The organism is Clostridium sp. AF27-2AA (assembly GCF_003478505.1).
Lineage (GTDB): Bacteria > Bacillota > Clostridia > Lachnospirales > Lachnospiraceae > Brotaphodocola.
The window spans coordinates 71,323-89,187 of record NZ_QUFI01000006.1 but is presented as its reverse complement, the minus strand read 5'-3'; the positions used below and the strand labels follow the sequence as shown (position 1 = coordinate 89,187).

Sequence of the window (17,865 nt, the reverse complement as noted above, 5' to 3'; positions counted from 1 at the left end):
TTCTATATTCATAAAAACCATGTTTACAGAAAGCAGCATAGGAAGGAATGTGAGCCATGAAATCGTCATTATTAAAATTGCCGGTGGAGGTAGACAGCTTCGAGAAAATCCGGAAAGATGGATTTTATTATGTGGATAAAACCACATTGATCGAGCAGCTTCTGGAACAGTGGGGAGAGGTGAATCTGTTTACCAGGCCGCGCCGTTTTGGAAAGACTTTGAATATGAGTATGCTCCGCTGCTTTTTTGAAATTGGAGCAGATCGTTCTTTGTTTGACGGGTTGGACATTTCAAAGAATCAGGAACTTTGCAATACCTATATGGGAAAGTTTTCGGTGGTGTTTCTTTCTTTGAAGAATGTGGATGGTCTTACTTTTGCAGATGCAAAGTATCGCCTGACAGAACTGGTTGCTGCGGAAGCGGAGCGCTTTTTATTTTTGTCAGATAGCAAAAAGCTTTCTGAAAATGAAAAAAGCAGATATCAGGCCCTGAGTTCGCTTGACCATGGGCGTTATACTATGGATGAGACAATTCTTGTGTCCAGTCTGCAGCTACTGTCACAGCTTTTGTACAGGCATTACGGACAGAAAACAATAATATTGATTGATGAATACGATGTTCCACTGGACAAAGCATTCCAGCATGGTTATTATAAGGAAATGGTTTCCCTGATCCGTGGACTATTCGGACAGGCTTTGAAAACCAATGATGCGCTGCAGTTTGCGGTATTGACGGGATGCCTGCGGGTATCGAAGGAAAGTATTTTTACAGGACTGAATAATTTTAAAGTACTTTCTATTACGGATGCCCGTTTTGATGAACAATTTGGCTTTACGGAACAGGAAGTGTCAGAATTGTTGGAGACGTATCACCTGGAAGAACATCAGGCGGAAACAAAAGAATGGTACGATGGATATCATATTGGCGGTGCAGATGTTTATTGTCCCTGGGATGTGATCAATCATGTGGACAGGCTTCGCGGAGAACCGGGGGCGCAGCCGCAATCCTACTGGATCAATACCAGCGGGAATGATCTGGTGAAGCGGTTTGTGAACAGGGCAGATAAGACAACGCGTGATGAAATGGAACGACTGATTGCAGGGGAATCCGTGGAAAAAGAAATATGTCTGGAATTAACATATGATGAAATTGATCAGAGCATTGACAATTTATGGAGTGCGCTGCTTCTAATCGGTTATTTGACATGGGTCGGAAAACCAGTGAATAGTGTTTACCGTCTGGCCCTTCCGAATAGGGCGGTGCGGGAGATTTATATCACCCGGATACAGGAGTGGTCTAAGGAAAAGGAAGGATAAAAAGATGTATTTAATTGCAGGACTTGGCAATCCCACACGGGAATATGAGAAAACGAGACATAACGTCGGCTTTTCAGTGATTGATGTGCTGGCGGACAAATATAATATTGATGTGAGCGACCGCAAGCACAAAGCACTGTGCGGCAAGGGTGTGATCGAGGGGGAGAAGGTGCTTCTTGTAAAGCCCCAGACCTTCATGAACTTGAGCGGCGAGAGCATCCGCGAGGCGGTGGATTATTACAAGATCGACCCGGAGGACATCATTGTCATTTATGATGATATCAGCCTGGATCCGGGGCAGCTGCGCATCCGGTTAAAGGGAAGCGCCGGCGGGCATAATGGCATTAAGAATATTATCGCGCACCTGGGAACCCAGGAGTTTCCACGCATCAAGGTGGGTGTGGGCGCGAAGCCGCCGAAGATGGATCTGGCAGATTATGTGCTGAGCCGTTTTGGCGCAGAGGAGCAGAAGATTATGGATGAGGCGTTTGGCGAGGCGGCTGAGGCTGCGGTCATGATGATGACCACCGGAGCGGAGCGGGCCATGAACCACTATAACGCGAAAAAGAAAGCGGAGTAAGGTATTATGAGCAGGGGATTTGCAAATCCACTTACAGAGCTTGCGGAGTTTGAGGAGCTGCAGCAGAGCCTGAAGAAGAAGCAGGGGCCGGTACAGGTCAGCGGCTGTCTGGACTCCCAGAAGGTGCACCTGATGCAGGAGACCATGGCGGACCGGCCATGGAAGCTGGTGGTAACCTATGATGATGCAAGGGCCAAAGAAATTTACGATGATTTTGGCTGTTTCCGGGACAATGTCTGGCTGTATCCGGCGAAGGATCTGCTGTTTTACAGCGCGGATATCCACGGCAACCTGATCACGAGAGAGCGGCTGCAGGTGCTGCGCCATCTCATGGAGGATGAGAGCGGCGTGGTGGTAACCACCATGGACGGCCTGATGGATCATCTGCTTCCTTTAAGCTGCATGCGGGAGCAGGTGCTTCACCTGGAGACTGGTCAGGAGCTGGATCTGGAAGCATGGAAGATCCGCCTGGCGGAGCTTGGCTATGAGCGTATGCCTCAGGTGGACGGCATGGGCCAGTTTTCCGTGCGGGGCGGTATTCTGGACATTTACCCGCTGACGGAGGAGCTTCCGGTGCGTATCGAGCTGTGGGATACCGAGGTGGATTCCATCCGCACCTTTGACCTGGAGAGCCAGCGTTCTATTGAGCAGCTGAATGAGATTGACATTTATCCGGCTACGGAGATCGTGCTGACAAAGAAGCAGGCAAAGGAGGGCGTGGAGCGGATCCGCAGCGAGGCGAAGAGCTTTGCGGAGAAGCTGAGATCACAGCAGAACACCGAGGAAGCATACCGCATCACCGGAATTGTAAAGGAACTGACGGAGGGCATCGAGGAAGGCTGGAAACAGACCGGACTGGATGCCTGGATTTCGTATTTTAATAAGGAAACAGTTTCGTTTCTGGATTATTTTGACCCGGAACAGAGCATGATCTTTCTGGATGAGCCGCTGCGCTTAAAGGAGCAGGGGGAGGCGGTGGAGCTGGAATTCCGGGAGAGTATGGAGCACCGTCTGGAGAAGGGCTATCTGCTTCCGGGGCAGACCGGACTTTTGTATCCGGTGCGGGAGATCCTGGCCAAGGCCCAGCGGAAAGATACCGTCTATCTGACCGGCCTGGAGCAGAAGCTTCCGGGCATGACCACGGAAGCGCGGTTTTCTTTTGATGTCCGGAATATGAACTCCTACCAGAACAGCTTTGAGATGCTGATTAAAGACCTGACAGGCTGGAAGAAGGAGCGTTACCGGGTGATTCTCTTATCCGGTTCCCGTACCCGTGCCAGCCGTCTGGCGGAGGATCTGCGGGAGTACGATCTGAGCGCCTTCTGCACGGACGATGAGAGCCGGGAGGTGCAGCCGGGGGAGATCCTGGTTACCTTTGGCAATCTGCACCGGGGCTTTGCCTATCCGCAGATCAAGTTTGCGGTCATCACCGAAGGGGATATGTTCGGCAAGGAGAAGAAAAAGCGCAAACGCAAGAAGACCTCCTACGAGGGCAAGAAGATCCAGAGCTTTACCGAGCTGTCGGTGGGCGACTATGTGGTGCATGAGGACCACGGCCTTGGTATTTACCGCGGCATTGAGAAGATTGAGCGGGACGGTGTCATCAAGGATTACCTGAAGGTGGAATATGCGGACAACGGAAGCCTGTATCTTCCGGCTACCCGCCTGGATGGCATTCAGAAGTATGCAGGCTCTGACGCGAAGGCACCGAAGCTAAATAAGCTGGGCGGTGAGCAGTGGAACCGCACGAAGGCGAAGGTCAAGACGGCGGTTAAGGAGATTGCGAAGGATCTGGTGCAGCTTTACGCGGCGCGGCGGGAGCTTGGCGGCTACCAGTACGGCGAGGATACGGTGTGGCAGCAGGAGTTTGAGGAGCTGTTCCCCTACGATGAGACGGAGGACCAGCTGACTGCCATTGAAGATACCAAGCGCGACATGGAGAGCCGCCGAATCATGGACCGCCTGATCTGCGGTGACGTGGGCTACGGCAAGACGGAGATTGCGCTGCGGGCGGCCTTTAAGGCGGTGCAGGAGAGCAAGCAGGTGGTGTACCTGGTGCCGACCACCATTCTGGCGCAGCAGCATTACAATACCTTTGTGCAGCGTATGAAGGACTTTCCGGTGCGTGTGGAGCTCATGTCACGGTTCCGCACGCCGGGGCAGATCAAAAAGACCATCGAGGACCTAAAGAAAGGGCAGGTGGACATTGTGATTGGCACCCACCGTGTTCTTTCCAAGGATGTGAAGTTTAAGGATCTTGGGCTTCTGATCATTGACGAGGAGCAGCGTTTTGGTGTGGCTCACAAGGAGAAGATCAAGCAGATGAAGGAAAATGTGGATGTGCTGACCTTAACGGCGACGCCGATCCCACGAACCCTTCACATGAGTCTGGTTGGTATCCGCGACATGAGCGTGCTGGAGGAGCCGCCGGTGGACCGTGTGCCGATCCAGACCTATGTTATGGAGCACAACGATGAGATGGTCCGGGAGGCCGTGAACCGGGAACTGGCCCGGGGCGGTCAGGTTTACTATGTATACAATCGCGTGAAGGACATTGAGGAGGTGGCCCATCATGTGCAGGAGCTGGTGCCGGATGCCACGGTAGTTTATGCCCACGGGCAGATGCCGGAGCATAAGCTGGAGCAGATTTTGCTGGATTTTGTGAATGGTGACATTGACGTGCTGGTATCCACCACCATCATTGAGACAGGACTGGATATCCCCAATGCCAACACCATGATCATTCAGGACGCGGACCGCATGGGACTTTCCCAGCTGTATCAGCTGCGGGGCCGTGTGGGCCGGTCCAGCCGTACCTCTTATGCGTTCCTGATGTATAGGCGCGACAAGCTGTTAAAGGAAGAGGCAGAAAAGCGCCTGCAGGCCATCCGCGAGTTTACGGAGCTGGGCTCCGGCGTGAAGATTGCCATGCGGGATCTGGAGATCCGCGGCGCGGGCAATGTTCTGGGCGCGGAGCAGCACGGGCACATGGAGGCGGTCGGTTACGATTTGTACTGCAAGCTGTTAAATCAGGCTGTGCAGGCCATTCAGGGCCGCCGGGATGAGACGGAGGATTTCGCGACCACGGTGGAGTGCGATGTGGATGCTTACATTCCGGTTTCCTATATTAAGAATGAATATCAGAAGCTGGATGTATATAAGCGCATTTCCGGCATTGAGAATGAAGAAGAATATCTGGATATGCAGGATGAGCTGATGGACCGCTTTGGTGATATCCCGAAGGCGGTTGCCAATCTTTTGCAGGTGGCATTGTTAAAGGCCATGGGACACAAGGCCTATGTGACCGAGGTGCGCATTAACCGCCAGGAAATCCGCCTGACCATGTACCAGAACGCGAAGCTGGATACAGCCGGGATTCCGGAGCTGGTGGCTTCCTATGGGGATGAACTCCGCTTTGTGATGGCGGAGCAGCCGTATTTCTTATATGTGGACCGCAGAAATAAGCAGAAGGACTGCGCTGCCATGATGGAGCTTGCCCGGACGCTCCTGGGGCAGATCATTCAGCTCAGCTATTAGTTTTGGATTGTGATGGTGTATAAATTTTGAAGTCTTCCGCATACTATCCATAAGACACACGATATGGAAATTATGCAGGAGGAGCACTATGAAAGCTACAGGAATTGTGAGAAGGATCGATGATCTGGGGCGTGTCGTGATTCCGAAGGAGATACGAAGAACACTGAGGGTGCGTGAGGGAACTCCACTGGAGATTTTTACGGACCGTGAGGGGGAAATTATTTTAAAAAAGTATTCTCCTATGGTGGAGCTGACCGCGTTTGCCACGCAGTATGCGGAGGCCATGGCGCAGTCCACCGGAATGCTGGTCTGCATTACAGACCGGGATCAGGTGATTGCCGTTTCCGGCGGGCCGAAGCGCGATATGCTGCAGAAGATGATCAGCAAGCAGTTAGAGCAGGTTATTCATGAGCGGGAAACCGTTGTGGCGGAAAAAGATGCCAGGGAGTTTATCACGGTGGCCGGGGAAGAGATGGACGGTGTGACGGCAGAGGTCATTGTGCCGATCATCTGCGAGGGAGATCCCATCGGGGCTGTGGCTCTTTTAAGTCGTGATCCAAAGGCAAAGCCGGGAGAGGCAGAGCTGAAGCTGGTTTCCACCGCGGCCGGATTTTTAGGACGGCAGATGGAAGGATAAAGGAATACGGAGTGTCATCAGATGAAACGAAATTCATTTGGCGGCGCTCCGTTTGTATTCTGCGAAAACATATGCTATACTGGACTGCATAAGTCAAGAAACGGAGGAGAAATGATGCAGGATCAGAAAACAGCAGGACAGGCAGAGGACTGGGAACTGTCCGAAGCATATTATAAAGAAGATACAGGGAAGAAAGAACTGCGTCTGGAGGATTTTCTGGAGGAGGAGACGGCAGAAGGCCAGAGTGGTCTGGCGGATGGAAGCAGCCTCACGGAGCAGCTGGAAGCAATGGCTGCGCAGGTAAAAGAGATCCGGGAGCTTTCCGGAACCGGGCATCCGGCAGATCAGATTGCCTCCATGCTGGGGATGGACGGGCAGCAGGTGCGTGACATTCTGGTGTGTATGCAGTCCTTCCCGGAGGATGACCCGCTGGCCGTAGCCCGACTGATCGTACTGGGATAGGAGCCTCTGAGCGGAAGATAAGGCAGGCTGCCGTGATGAATCTGTGAAAAATCTTTACATTTTTCGAAAGTTGCTGTTCAAACCAGTGGCTTTCGTATATAATGTTATCTGCTTTACGTTTTACAGGAGGAATAAATCATGATGAAAATGGGAAAAAGAGCATTGCTTGTGGCTTGCGGCTGCATGCTGCTTTTAAGTGGATGTACCAAGAGCAACATCGTTCAGCCGGATGCCAGTGAGGCAGAAGAACCGGATTTCAACGTCTATAACAACATTGAGCTGGATATGGACCAGTTCCATGAAGAGGTGAATGAGATCTGTCTGGATGAGGATGATTACCCGATGGCGGATTCCATTGACTTTACCATTGATGAGGACAAAGCCCTGATCGATGTTACCGTTGTGGTAAAGGACGGTACCAGTGGAAAAGATGCCGCAGAGTATGCGGATGCTGTTCTTAAGAGCATCAACGATGAGGCCGCTGTTCAGGACTACAACTACGGAGAGTCCGGTGCGGACACCTTCGGCGGCTTCTTCCAGGACCGCGAGACGCACTTAAAGATTTACGAGAAGAGCGCCTATGAGTCTGATGGTGAGCCAATGTACGAGACCGATATCCCGGCTGATACCTATATGACTTTTGATATTCAGGACTAAAATAAAAATCAGCGGATGTGCCATGTGAGGCGCTTCCGCTGATTTTTATTTTCTCTTATCGCATCTTATCCATCTGTCCGTCTTCACCAACATGATAGTTATCGACCCAGGTGTCGGTGGCCATCTGACCATCCTCTCCGAAGAAATACCAGTCGCCTTTGTAGCGCAGCCAGTAGGAGGTTTTACGGTTGCCCTTATCGTCAAGATAGTAGGTGCCGTCCTTCAGTTCCAGGAGTCCGGTGGCCTTGGTGCCGTCGTCTTTAATATATTGATATTGATCTTCTGCGGTTTTGTGCCACTCACCTGCCATGGCAGGGAATGCGCTCATCAGAAAACACAGGATGGTTAAGATGAGGGTGAGTCCTGCTTTTTTCTTCATAGTGATCATCCTTTCTCTCTCTGCAAATTTATTATAACAGCCGCTGTCTGCACTGACAAGGGGCACGGCGGTATTGTAAGGAAATCGGTGGAATCGTAAGAAAAATGTTATGAAAGAAAAAAGCAGGGCCGTATCCCGAGAAAATGGGTACGGCCCTGATATCATTTTGAACGGATGAAAACTTAGGTTTCGTTTGTGTAAAGTGTTATTCCTGAATGATTCCGTTTACATCAACGGTCCAGGTTTTCTCGTTGGAATCTTTTACATCCTTGAAGCCATTTCCAAGCTCCGGTTTTGTCACGGATTTGGAAGAGGAGGATGCTTTCTGAATGGAGCCGTTTGTTCCTACCAGATAGGATACGCCGTCTAACTGTGCCGGCGCGTAGCGCAGGTCACGGTCCGCGTCCAGACGCAGTCCCTGTACATAGACATTGTTGTCGCGCACGCCGTGGAAGCCGCGGCCCTTGTTTCCGCCGTCGGTGTAGAAGAACCAGGTCTGGTTTTCACCGAGATCCTCATCGTAGATGGTCTGCTTGCCGGTTTTCATTACGCCGTCATCGCCAAAGTAGTAGTTTGCGGTCTGCCCGTCCTCGGTAATTACGCTCTGGAGGCCGGTCTGCAGTTCGCCCCGCTCATTGAAGCCAAAGCGTTTTCCGTCTACGGTAAAGACCTGTACGCCGTTTTCCGCGTAGTATGGACGGCCATTTTTAATATAGAAGATAAAGGTTTCGCCGTCTTCGCTGATCTCCGGCGCGCCTTCCATCTGGTACCAGCCGTTTCCGCGTTTTCCGTTCTCCTCATAGAACTGGTAGGAGGCGATGGCCGGGGCAGCCTGGGTGGCCGCGGAACCGGAATTGTTTTCGTTGGAAGCAGTGTCTGCGTTGGACGCGGTTGCGTTCCCGGCATCAGCGTCTGCTGCAGTGTCCTGGGTCTGTGCAGTCTCCGGCAGGCGGAACCATCCGGTCTGCAGGATTCCGTTCTGGAAGGTGTAGTAGGAACCGTTAATCTTGCGGTCAATCTGGTTCACGACCATGCGTCCGTTGTTGTCAAAGAAATGCCATACGCTGTCCTGGTCCAGATCCTCATCCTCATTTTCAAGCTCAATCCAGCCGGTCTTCCTAACACCGTCGCCTTCCTCGCCCAGATAGTAGGTGGCACCGTCTAACTCCAGCATGCCGGTCTGCATGTGGCCTTCATCATTAAAATAGTAGTTCTTTCCGTCAATCTCCTGCCATTTGGAGATAACGCTTCTTCCGTCTTTTCCGTAGTAGTACCAGTAAGTATCCGGAGCCTCGGAATCCCATTCGTCCTCATTGGCTTCGCTGACCCACTGATTCATGACACGGCGTCCTTCCTCGTTTACATAATATTCATCAATCTTGCTGGAACGGGAAATAAAGCCGTCTTCGTTTAAGTAATACCACTCGCCGTCTTTCTTTTTCCAGGAGTCGGTCAGGTAGTAGCCCTCGCTGTCTTTGTAGCGGAGCTCGCCGTCCTCATTCAGCCAGCCGGCGGTTGCCGCCAGTACGGTGGAAACGCTTCCCGGGATGGAAAGGGCAAGTGCAGGGGTTGCCGCTGACATTGCTGCCGCGGTGGATAATACAGCCAGTAATTTGTAATGTTTGTTCATAACTTTTTATTTCTCCTTTTTGCTTGTGGAAAGTTGGCCGAGAATCCGCAGTTGCATTACGGTGCAGATTATAGCGGATTCCATGCGTCTTGAAAAGTGAAGGTTACTGGAAATGGAGGCATGCGCTGCCAGTCAAGATTTCTGGATGCAGGATAAGGGAATGTATGGTATACTAATAACATTGAATAGAAAACAAAGCGGCAAAAGCACCGCACAGGACTATACAAAACATAACAGGAGGAGATTCCCAATGAAGATCAAAGTATCCAACTACATTGCCGGGAAACTGGTGGAGGCAGGCATCAATCAGGTCTTTACGGTTACAGGGGGAGGCGCCATGCATTTGAATGACGCGCTGGGCCATCAGGAAGGACTGCGCTGCCTGTATCAGCACCATGAGCAGGCCTGCGCCATTGCGGCAGAGGCATATGCGAGAATCCACAACAAGATCGGAGCACTGTGCGTGACGACAGGCCCTGGCGGCACCAATGCCATCACCGGCGTGGTAGGCGGCTGGCTGGATTCCATCCCGATGCTCATCTTATCCGGTCAGGTTCGTTATGACACGACCGCCCGCTGGTCCGGCGTGGGCATCCGCGCGATGGGAGACCAGGAATTCGATATTGTCAAATCGATTGACTGCATGACCAAGTACAGTGAGATGGTCATTGACCCGCTTCGTATCCGCTATTGTCTGGAAAAGGCGCTTTACCTGGCAACCTCCGGACGTCCGGGCCCTACCTGGCTGGACATCCCGCTGGATGTACAGGGCGCGTATGTAGACACGGAGCAGCTGGCTGGCTTTGACGCCGCGGATTATGAGGCAGGCGGTACCGGCTGGGCATTGCATACCGTGGGCATGGATCATACCTCCGGCGCGGCAGTATTTGCCGGAGCTACGGAGGAAAAAGAAAAGAAAGCAGTTCTGGCCGGTGTACATGGTACCGAAGGAACCAGTGAGGTAGAGCCGCCGCACGCGATTTCGGAGGATTATGCCGGAAAGGGCGAGCACCGTCAGGTACTTCCGGCTCCAGTTTCCAGAGAAACAGCAAGAGCGATCATCGAGAAGATCCGGAAGGCAAAGCGTCCGGTTCTGTATGCCGGAAACGGAATCCGCATTGCCGGAGCCTTTGACGCTTTCATGGAAGTGGCAGACGGACTGGGCATTCCGGCGGTGGTTGGCTGGAACGCCAATGACTGCATGTACGATGACTGTCCGTGGTATGTGGGCAGACCAGGCAACATGGGCGACCGCCCAGGCAACCTGGCTGTACAGAACAGCGACCTGGTATTCTCCGTGGGAAGCCGCTTAAGCATCCGCCAGGTTGGCTATAATTACAAGACCTGGGCCAGAGAGGCCTATGTGATCGTGAATGATGTAGACCCGGAGGAGTTAAAGAAGCCGAGCGTTCATGTGGATATGCCGGTTCACGCAGACGCAAAGGATCTCATGGAAACCATGGCAGCAGTGCTCCGGGAAGAATATGACAAAAAGCCGGTATTTGACGGCGGCGAGGGCCTGCCGGGCATGACCTGGAGCGAGACCTGCCGCATGTACCGGGAGAAATATCCGACCATCCGCAAGGAACAGTTAAAACCGGATCCGACCCGGGAGGCCAATGTTTACGCAGTGGTGGAGGCACTCAGCAGCCGCCTGGGCGAGGACCAGATCACGGTAGTCGGCAACGGTTCTGCCTGCGTGGTAGGCGGACACGCTTACATCATGAAGAAGGGGCAGCGGTTCTTATCCAACTCTGCCATTGCTTCCATGGGTTATGACCTTCCGGCAGCCATCGGCGCGTGTATGGCGGCCCATGATCCGGAGTTTGAGGGGGACGGCTACAGTAAACATGATATTATCCTGCTGACCGGTGAGGGCAGCATTCAGATGAACATTCAGGAGCTGCAGACCATCATCCACCACAAGATGCCGATCAAGATTTTCCTGATCAATAACGGTGGTTACCATTCCATCCGCCAGACCCAGAAAAACTTCTTTGGTGAGCCGCTTGTGGGAATCGGCGTGGACAGCCATGATTTAAGCTTCCCGGATATGGAGAAGCTGGCAGCAGCTTACGGTTATCCTTATGTGGTGGCACATCACAATGAAGAAGTGGCTGGGGCGGTTGAGAAGACCCTGGCTATGGACGGACCGGTGATCTGCGAATTCTATGTAACCACAGACCAGAACTTTGAGCCAAAGTCCTCCGCAAAGCGTCTGCCGGACGGTACCCTGGTATCTCCGCCGCTTGAGGATCTTTCCCCATTCCTTCCGGATGAGGAGATGGACAAACTGATGATCATTCCGAGGATAAAATAATGCAGGTTGTAGTAACAGGCGCCACAAGCTTTATCGGCGCGGCAACAGTGAAAAAATTAATGGAGGCGGGGCACCAGGTTTTTGCGGTGGTCCGCCCCGCTTCGTCTAATATGAAGCATCTGGAGAAGCTGGCAGGCGGGGAAGCAGACGGTCTTCTGACGATCTGTCCGCTGGATCTGGCAGATATCCGGACGCTTCACGGCTTTTTGGCAGATGCCTGGATTCACATCGGCTGGGACGGCGCGGGCAGTGACAACCGCACAAAGCGGGATGTGCAGCAGCGCAATGTCACCTACGCCCTGGATGCGGTGGAGGCAGCAGCAGCCCTTGGCTGCCGCCGCTTTTTATTTACCGGATCCCAGGCGGAGTACGGAGTCTGGCACCAGACTGTAGCAGAGGACACGCCCTGCCATCCGGTGTCTGAATATGGCAAGGCAAAGGTAGATTTTTGCGAAAAAGCGAAAATACTTTGCAAACAGAAGAATATGGAGTATATTCATACGAGGATATACAGCGTGTACGGTCCGGGGGATCACCCGTGGTCCCTGGTTCAGTCCTGCCTGCGCGCCTTTTGCGAGGGTGGCAGCATGAAGCTTGGGGAGTGTACGCAGAACTGGAATTTTCTTTATATTGATGACGCGGCAGCGGCCCTTGTCTCCCTGCTTACGGAAGCTCCGGCCGGTGTCTACAATATTGGCAGCAGCGATACCAGGCCGCTTCGAAGCTACATTGAGGAAATGTATGCCCTGTGCGGAAGCCAGGGAAGCTACAGCTATGGAGAACGGCCGCAGAATGCGGAGGGGCCGGCAGATCTGATGCCGGATATCAGCCGGATCCTGCGGGAGACATCCTGGCGGCCTGCCAGAACATTTGCGGAGGGAATTTATGAAACATTGCATAGCCTGCGGGGGGATCCTGCCGGAAACAAGCCTCTTTGAGTTAACATCTGCTCCGGCTTCGGCCCAGGACATCCCGGATGCGAAGGAAGTACAGAATGATGAGGGCGTGACCCTTCATCTGCGCCAGTGCAGCGGATGTGGTCTGGTTCAGTTTGACTGCGAGCCGGTGGCCTATTACCGCGACGTGATCCGGGCTGGTGGCGGCTCTTCCACCATGCGGGAGCTGCGCGCCAGTCAGTACCGCCATCTGATCGAGACTTATCATCTGGAAGGAAAGACCTTCTTTGAGGCGGGCTGCGGACGGGGCGAATTCCTGAAATTCTTACAGGAGTTTCCGGTGGAAATCTACGGTATGGAGCACAAGGCGGACCTGGTGGAGATGGCCCGGAAGGAAGGACTTCGCGTCTGGAGAGAGTTTCCGGAGCGGGAAGACCAGCGCTTCGGGCATTCACCGGAGGCATCTATGCTCCCGGAAAGCGGCTGGAGTGTGCCGGAAAAGCCCTTTGATGTATTCTTATCCTTTAACTTTTTAGAGCATCAGCCAAGACCGGATATCATGTTAAAGGCCATCTGGAACAATCTGGCGGAGGACGGCATGGGACTTGTGACCGTGCCGAGTCTGGAATACATTCTGGAAAAGGGCAGCTACTACGAGCTGATCCGCGACCACATTGCTTATTACACCTTTGATACGCTGAGGGCACTGCTAAACCATTGCGGCTTTGAGGTGCTGGAGGAGGAGATGATCAACCGGGATACGCTGTCCATGGTTGTGAGAAAGATGGCAATGCCGGAGACGGATGCAGATGCCGGCGCGAAAGGTGCGGGTGTCAGCATCATCGCCCCTCTGACGGAAGGCTATGAGATTGTAACTGCCGAGGTGCGCGCTCTGACAGAGCGTCTGGCCCGGGAAGGCAAACGTCTTGCCATGTGGGGTGCCAGTCATCAGGGCTTTACTCTGGCGTCAACGTCTGAACTGGGGAAACACCTGGCTTACATCATTGATTCCGCTCCATTCAAGCAGGGACGCTTTGCCCCGGCTTCTCATGTGCCGATCATGGCCCCGGATCATTATTTTGAAGAACCGGTAGACGCGATTCTGATTGTGGCACCGGGTTATACCGATGAGATTGCGGGAATCATAAAGACAAGGTTCGGCGGAAAGGTGGAGACCATGACGCTTCGCACCAACCGGATTGAACACTTATAGAAACACGGGCGGAAATTCGCGGCAGATCTAAATTCGCGGAGAAGACGCAATGATGGAGGAGATATGACAGAGCTTTCAGGAAAACGGATCGTAATGACCGGAGCCACCGGCTTTATTGGAAGCCATGTGGCAAAGCGTTTTCTGGATGAGGGGGCCGAGGTGTACTGCCTGGTGCGTCCCGAGTCTCAGAAAACGGAGTGTCTTCCGGTTCATGAGCATCTGCACCGGATTCCGGCGCAGATGGATGAGGCAGTGGAATGTGTGCCGCAGATCGGGCATGCCGACGCGTTTTTACATTTTGCGTGGCGCGGTGTGAACCGTCAGGAAATCGATTCTTTCGAGGTGCAGAAAACCAATATCGATGGTTCCCTGCGCTGCATTGAGGCGGCAAAGCTTCTGGGATGCAGGATATTTATGGATGCCGGTTCCCGCGTGGAGTATGGTATCACTTCAGATGGCATCATGGAGGAGTCTATGGAATGCCATCCGGTCAACGAATACGGAAAAGCAAAGCTCGCGTTTTACGAGCAGGCTAAAAGTAAGTGCCAGGAGATGCAGATGACGTATTACCATCTGCGGTTTTTTAGTGTTTACGGCAAGGGGGACCATCCGTGGTCCATCATTTCCACGCTGACCCGGGAACTGCCGGAGGGGAAAACCGTCTCCTTAAGCGCCTGCCGCCACCGCTGGAATTTTATGGACATTGAGGATGCCTCCCGCGCCGTAGTGGAACTGTATCGCTACAGTGACAGCCACCGGGGCGAGTGCCATGCGGTGAACGTGGCTTCGGAGGACACCCGGGTGCTGCGGGATTTTGTGGAGGAGATCCACAGTCTCTGCGGCGGAAGCGGAAATCTGGAATACGGAAGCTTTGTCCAGGCGAAGGAGGGCGCGCTCTCCATCTGCCCGGTCAATGAAAATATGAAGAAGCTGACCGGCGGTACCTGGAAGGAGCAGGTCTCCTTTGCGGAGGGAATCCGGAGGATGCTTTGATAAGGAACAACAGGCGTTACCGGTCCCGGACGGGGCCGCGCATGTCTGCATGAAATATACAACTTTGGAAGGATACAATTATGAAAAAGATCAGTGTGCTGATCCCCTGCTACAACGAACAGGAAAATGTAGAGGCCATCAGCAAAGCGGTGCTGGAGACCCTGACCCGGGATCTGCCCCAGTACGACTACGAGCTGGTGTTCATTGACAACGATTCAACCGATGACACCCGCCCGATCCTGCGCAGACTCTGCGCGGAGAACCCGAAGATCAAGGCCATCTTCAATGCCCGCAATTTCGGACAGTTCAACTCTCCGTATTACGGCATGCTGCAGGTGACCGGAGACTGTGTCATTGAGATGGTGGCAGATTTCCAGGATCCGGTGGACATGATTCCGAAATACGTGAAGGCCTGGGAAGAGGGCTACAAGATCGTCATCGGCATTAAGACCAGCAGCAAGGAAAACAAGATCATGTATGCCCTTAGAAGCTTCTACTATAAGACCATCAAGAAGCTTTCTGACGTGGAGCAGATCGAGCATTTTACCGGCTCCGGGCTTTATGACCGGGATTTTATCGAGGTGCTGCGGAAGCTGGATGATCCGACCCCATTCCTGCGGGGCATTGTGGCGGAGCTTGGCTATAAGCGTAAGGAGATTCCTTATGAGCAGCCGAAGCGCCGGGCCGGAAAGACCCACAACAATTTCTACCGCCTGTACGACGCGGCTATGCTCAGCGTAACCTCTTATACGAAGGCAGGCCTGCGCCTGGCAACCTTTGTGGGTGCCATCAGCGCTTTCTTAAGTATGGTGGTGGCTGTAGCTTATCTGGTGATGAAGCTGATCTGGTGGGACCGTTTTCCGGCAGGCATGGCACCGATGCTCATCGGTATGCTGTTTCTGGGATCAGTGCAGATCTTTTTCATTGGTATGGTGGGCGAATATGTACTCTCCATTAACCAGCGCGTGATGCACCGTCCGCTTGTTGTGGAAGAAGAACGTCTGAACTTCGAGGAGAAATAATTTCATGAAATACAAGATTGATGTGGTAAGGATCCGGGAAAATTCCATCCAGCTAAACGGATGGGTCATCGGAAAAACACCGGAGTCCAAAGCGGAATTTGAGGTCCTGGACCAGAATAAAAAGCCGCTGGAGATCAAATGCGTGGCAACCCGCCGGGATGATGTGAGCCAGATCTATTACAAACAGGTCTATGACCGGGATTATGGTTTTGACATTCAGTTCCCATACGAGCGCGGCGCAGATTACTGGCTGGTCATCCGCTGCGACGGCAGGACCGCCCGGGTGAAATACAATGAGGAGCTGATCGCAAAGCGCGCCAGCGTGGCGCACAAGCGCATGGAAAAGATCAAAGACCTCATGAATATGGAGACGGTGCATGTGGCACTGGAGTTTGGAAAGAAGCACGGCTTAAAGGCCCTGCTCTTAAAATCCCGCCACAAGCTGCAGGGACTCGATAACGACTACGACTATGGCGAGTGGTATGAGCTGACCCGTCCGAAGGAGGAGGAGCTGGCTGCCCAGCGGGAGACAAGGTTCGCGTATGAGCCGCTGTTGTCCATCGTCATTCCGGCCTACAAGACTCCGGAGAAGTATCTGCGGGAGATGCTAGACTCCATTCTGGCCCAGACCTACAGAAACTGGGAGGTATGCGTGGCCAACGGAAGCCCGAAGGGTGAGGGCGCGATTGTGAGCCGCGTCATGGCAGAGTACACCAAGAAGGACAGCCGCTTCCATGTGTCGGAGCTGGGAGATAACTTTGGTATTTCCGGCAACACCAACGCGGCCCTCGGGATGGCGAAGGGAGATTTCATCATTCTGGCTGACCATGACGACACCATCCCGGAGCATGCGCTCTATGAGGTGGCAAAGACCATCAACGGGCACCCGGACTGCGACGTGATCTATTCCGATGAGGATAAGCTGGATATGGACGGCGGCGCGCTGTTCGATCCGCATTTCAAGCCGGATTTCAACCCGGATCTCTTAACCAGCGTCAACTATATCTGTCATTTATTTGTGGTAAAACGGACTCTGTTAGATCAGGTGGGCGGCTTCCGGCACGAGTTTGACGGTGCCCAGGACTATGATTTTATCTTCCGCTGCACCGAGAACGCAAAGGAAATCTGTCATATTCCGAAGGTGCTGTATCACTGGCGCTGTCATCAGGAATCCACCGCCAGCAACCCGGAGAGCAAGCTGTACGCCTTTGAGGCGGGCGCAAGAGCCATCATGGCTCATTATGAGCGCTGCGGTATTCCGGCAGAGAAGGTGGAGAAGGGTGTGGATTACGGCATTTACCATACCACCTTTCACATCCAGGGAGACCCGCTGGTGTCCGTGATCATTCCGAACAAGGATCACAGCGTGGATCTGGATCTTTGCATCCGCTCTATCATCGAGCGGGCCACCTATAAGAACCTGGAGTTTATTGTGGTGGAGAACAACAGTACCGAGCAGGAAACCTTTGCCTACTACGAGAAGATCCAGAAGGAATTCCCGCAGGTGAAGGTGGTGCGCTGGGAGAGGGAGTTTAACTATTCCGCCATCAATAACTTTGGCGCAGCCTTCGCGAAGGGCGAGTACCTGATGCTGTTAAACAACGACACCGAGATCATTGCCCCGCGCCTGTTTGAGGAGATGCTGGGCTTCTGCCAGAGAAAAGAGGTCGGCATTGTGGGAGCGCGCCTGCTTTATGAGGATGATACCATTCAGCATGCAGGTGTGGTGATCGGCTTTGGCGGCGTGGCGGGCCACACCTTTATCGGCCTTCATGAGGCGGAGAACAGTTACTTCCACCGGGCTATGTGTGCCCAGGACTACAGCGCTGTGACCGCGGCCTGCCTGATGGTGAAGAAATCTGTGTTTGAGGAGGTGGGCGGCCTGACGGAAGAGCTGGCGGTGGCCTTCAACGATGTAGACTTCTGCTTAAAGGTGCGGGCAGCCGGTTATCTGGTGGTTTACGCGCCGTACGCGGTGATGCATCATTATGAGTCCAAGTCCCGCGGCCTTGAGGATACACCGGAGAAGGTGGCTCGCTTCAACCGTGAGTGGGCGCTGGTAGCAAAACGCTGGCCGGACATTCTGCAGAATGGTGATCCGTACTACAACCCGAACCTGACACTGCGCAAGTCCGATTTCTCCCTGAGAGATCTCTTAAAAGAGAAGATTGGTGAGCCGTACAAGCTGCCTGAGATCAAAGAGCAGTAGGCGGGAGGAAGACA

14 protein-coding genes are annotated in these 17,865 nt (G+C 53.2%); 12 read left to right on the top strand and 2 right to left on the bottom strand.

Going from position 1 to position 17,865, the window contains the following annotated elements; genetic code table 11:
- Window positions 1-56: 56 nt before the first annotated feature.
- The 6 genes from DWY84_RS05190 to DWY84_RS05165 all read left to right on the top strand — a co-directional run bounded on the left by DWY84_RS05190 (window position 57) and on the right by DWY84_RS05165 (window position 7,189).
- Entirely contained in the window at window positions 57-1,316 is a 1,260-nt protein-coding gene (locus DWY84_RS05190) for an AAA family ATPase (protein WP_118531449.1), read from the top strand.
- Window positions 1,317-1,320: 4 nt separating this feature from the next.
- Window positions 1,321-1,896 carry an aminoacyl-tRNA hydrolase gene (gene pth, locus DWY84_RS05185; protein WP_118531447.1) on the top strand — a complete coding sequence of 192 codons (576 nt, stop codon included), beginning with the start codon at window positions 1,321-1,323 and terminating at the stop codon, window positions 1,894-1,896.
- A 6-nt stretch (window positions 1,897-1,902) separates the two neighbouring features.
- A complete protein-coding gene (gene mfd, locus DWY84_RS05180; RefSeq protein ID WP_118531446.1) occupies window positions 1,903-5,433 on the top strand; it encodes a transcription-repair coupling factor in 3,531 nt (1,176 codons plus the stop codon).
- 88 nt (window positions 5,434-5,521) lie between these two features.
- Complete coding sequence (gene spoVT, locus DWY84_RS05175; RefSeq protein ID WP_118531445.1) at window positions 5,522-6,070, top strand: stage V sporulation protein T; 549 nt, start codon at window positions 5,522-5,524, stop codon at window positions 6,068-6,070.
- Between the two features lie 21 nt (window positions 6,071-6,091).
- Entirely contained in the window at window positions 6,092-6,532 is a 441-nt protein-coding gene (locus tag DWY84_RS05170; protein WP_243024766.1) for a hypothetical protein, read from the top strand.
- Between the two features lie 138 nt (window positions 6,533-6,670).
- Window positions 6,671-7,189 carry a hypothetical protein gene (locus DWY84_RS05165; RefSeq protein ID WP_118531444.1) on the top strand — a complete coding sequence of 173 codons (519 nt, stop codon included), beginning with the start codon at window positions 6,671-6,673 and terminating at the stop codon, window positions 7,187-7,189.
- A gap of 55 nt (window positions 7,190-7,244) precedes the next feature.
- On the opposite strand, the gene DWY84_RS05160 is transcribed toward DWY84_RS05165, so the two are convergent.
- Both DWY84_RS05160 and DWY84_RS05155 read right to left on the bottom strand, forming a co-directional pair.
- Window positions 7,245-7,577, bottom strand: coding sequence for a hypothetical protein (locus tag DWY84_RS05160; protein ID WP_147354279.1), 333 nt, complete (start codon window positions 7,575-7,577; stop codon window positions 7,245-7,247).
- Window positions 7,578-7,773: 196 nt separating this feature from the next.
- Entirely contained in the window at window positions 7,774-9,198 is a 1,425-nt protein-coding gene (locus DWY84_RS05155; protein ID WP_118531440.1) for a cell wall-binding protein, read from the bottom strand.
- A gap of 250 nt (window positions 9,199-9,448) precedes the next feature.
- On the opposite strand from DWY84_RS05155, the gene DWY84_RS05150 reads away from it, so the two are divergent.
- From DWY84_RS05150 to DWY84_RS05125, 6 genes are all read left to right on the top strand, one after another.
- On the top strand, window positions 9,449-11,518 hold the full coding sequence (locus DWY84_RS05150; protein WP_118531438.1) for a thiamine pyrophosphate-binding protein: 2,070 nt from the start codon (window positions 9,449-9,451) through the stop codon (window positions 11,516-11,518).
- Window positions 11,518-12,456 carry an NAD(P)-dependent oxidoreductase gene (locus DWY84_RS05145; protein ID WP_118531436.1) on the top strand — a complete coding sequence of 313 codons (939 nt, stop codon included), beginning with the start codon at window positions 11,518-11,520 and terminating at the stop codon, window positions 12,454-12,456. The genes DWY84_RS05150 and DWY84_RS05145 overlap by 1 nt, the downstream gene beginning before the upstream one ends.
- Complete coding sequence (locus DWY84_RS05140) at window positions 12,404-13,627, top strand: class I SAM-dependent methyltransferase (RefSeq protein WP_118531434.1); 1,224 nt, start codon at window positions 12,404-12,406, stop codon at window positions 13,625-13,627. The genes DWY84_RS05145 and DWY84_RS05140 overlap by 53 nt, the downstream gene beginning before the upstream one ends.
- Window positions 13,628-13,690: 63 nt before the next feature.
- A complete protein-coding gene (locus DWY84_RS05135) occupies window positions 13,691-14,620 on the top strand; it encodes an NAD(P)-dependent oxidoreductase (protein WP_118531432.1) in 930 nt (309 codons plus the stop codon).
- An 80-nt stretch (window positions 14,621-14,700) separates the two neighbouring features.
- Window positions 14,701-15,642: a glycosyltransferase family 2 protein gene (locus DWY84_RS05130; RefSeq protein ID WP_118531430.1), complete on the top strand. Its 942-nt coding sequence runs from the start codon at window positions 14,701-14,703 to the stop codon at window positions 15,640-15,642.
- A 4-nt stretch (window positions 15,643-15,646) separates the two neighbouring features.
- A complete protein-coding gene (locus tag DWY84_RS05125) occupies window positions 15,647-17,851 on the top strand; it encodes a glycosyltransferase family 2 protein (RefSeq protein WP_118531428.1) in 2,205 nt (734 codons plus the stop codon).
- Window positions 17,852-17,865: the final 14 nt, after the last annotated feature.

What these genes read in the sequence shown, in the direction of transcription:
- DWY84_RS05125 (WP_118531428.1), top strand. Translation starts at nt 15,647, where the DNA reads ATGAAATACAAGATTGATGTGGTAAGGATCCGGGAAAATTCCATCCAG.
- DWY84_RS05135 (WP_118531432.1), top strand. Translation starts at nt 13,691, where the DNA reads ATGACAGAGCTTTCAGGAAAACGGATCGTAATGACCGGAGCCACCGGC.
- DWY84_RS05145 (WP_118531436.1), top strand. Translation starts at nt 11,518, where the DNA reads ATGCAGGTTGTAGTAACAGGCGCCACAAGCTTTATCGGCGCGGCAACA.
- DWY84_RS05190 (WP_118531449.1), top strand. Translation starts at nt 57, where the DNA reads ATGAAATCGTCATTATTAAAATTGCCGGTGGAGGTAGACAGCTTCGAG.
- DWY84_RS05150 (WP_118531438.1), top strand. Translation starts at nt 9,449, where the DNA reads ATGAAGATCAAAGTATCCAACTACATTGCCGGGAAACTGGTGGAGGCA.
- DWY84_RS05165 (WP_118531444.1), top strand. Translation starts at nt 6,671, where the DNA reads ATGATGAAAATGGGAAAAAGAGCATTGCTTGTGGCTTGCGGCTGCATG.
- DWY84_RS05140 (WP_118531434.1), top strand. Translation starts at nt 12,404, where the DNA reads ATGAAACATTGCATAGCCTGCGGGGGGATCCTGCCGGAAACAAGCCTC.
- pth (WP_118531447.1), top strand. Translation starts at nt 1,321, where the DNA reads ATGTATTTAATTGCAGGACTTGGCAATCCCACACGGGAATATGAGAAA.
- DWY84_RS05160 (WP_147354279.1), bottom strand. Translation starts at nt 7,577, where the DNA reads ATGATCACTATGAAGAAAAAAGCAGGACTCACCCTCATCTTAACCATC.
- spoVT (WP_118531445.1), top strand. Translation starts at nt 5,522, where the DNA reads ATGAAAGCTACAGGAATTGTGAGAAGGATCGATGATCTGGGGCGTGTC.
- DWY84_RS05130 (WP_118531430.1), top strand. Translation starts at nt 14,701, where the DNA reads ATGAAAAAGATCAGTGTGCTGATCCCCTGCTACAACGAACAGGAAAAT.
- DWY84_RS05170 (WP_243024766.1), top strand. Translation starts at nt 6,092, where the DNA reads ATGAAACGAAATTCATTTGGCGGCGCTCCGTTTGTATTCTGCGAAAAC.
- mfd (WP_118531446.1), top strand. Translation starts at nt 1,903, where the DNA reads ATGAGCAGGGGATTTGCAAATCCACTTACAGAGCTTGCGGAGTTTGAG.
- DWY84_RS05155 (WP_118531440.1), bottom strand. Translation starts at nt 9,198, where the DNA reads ATGAACAAACATTACAAATTACTGGCTGTATTATCCACCGCGGCAGCA.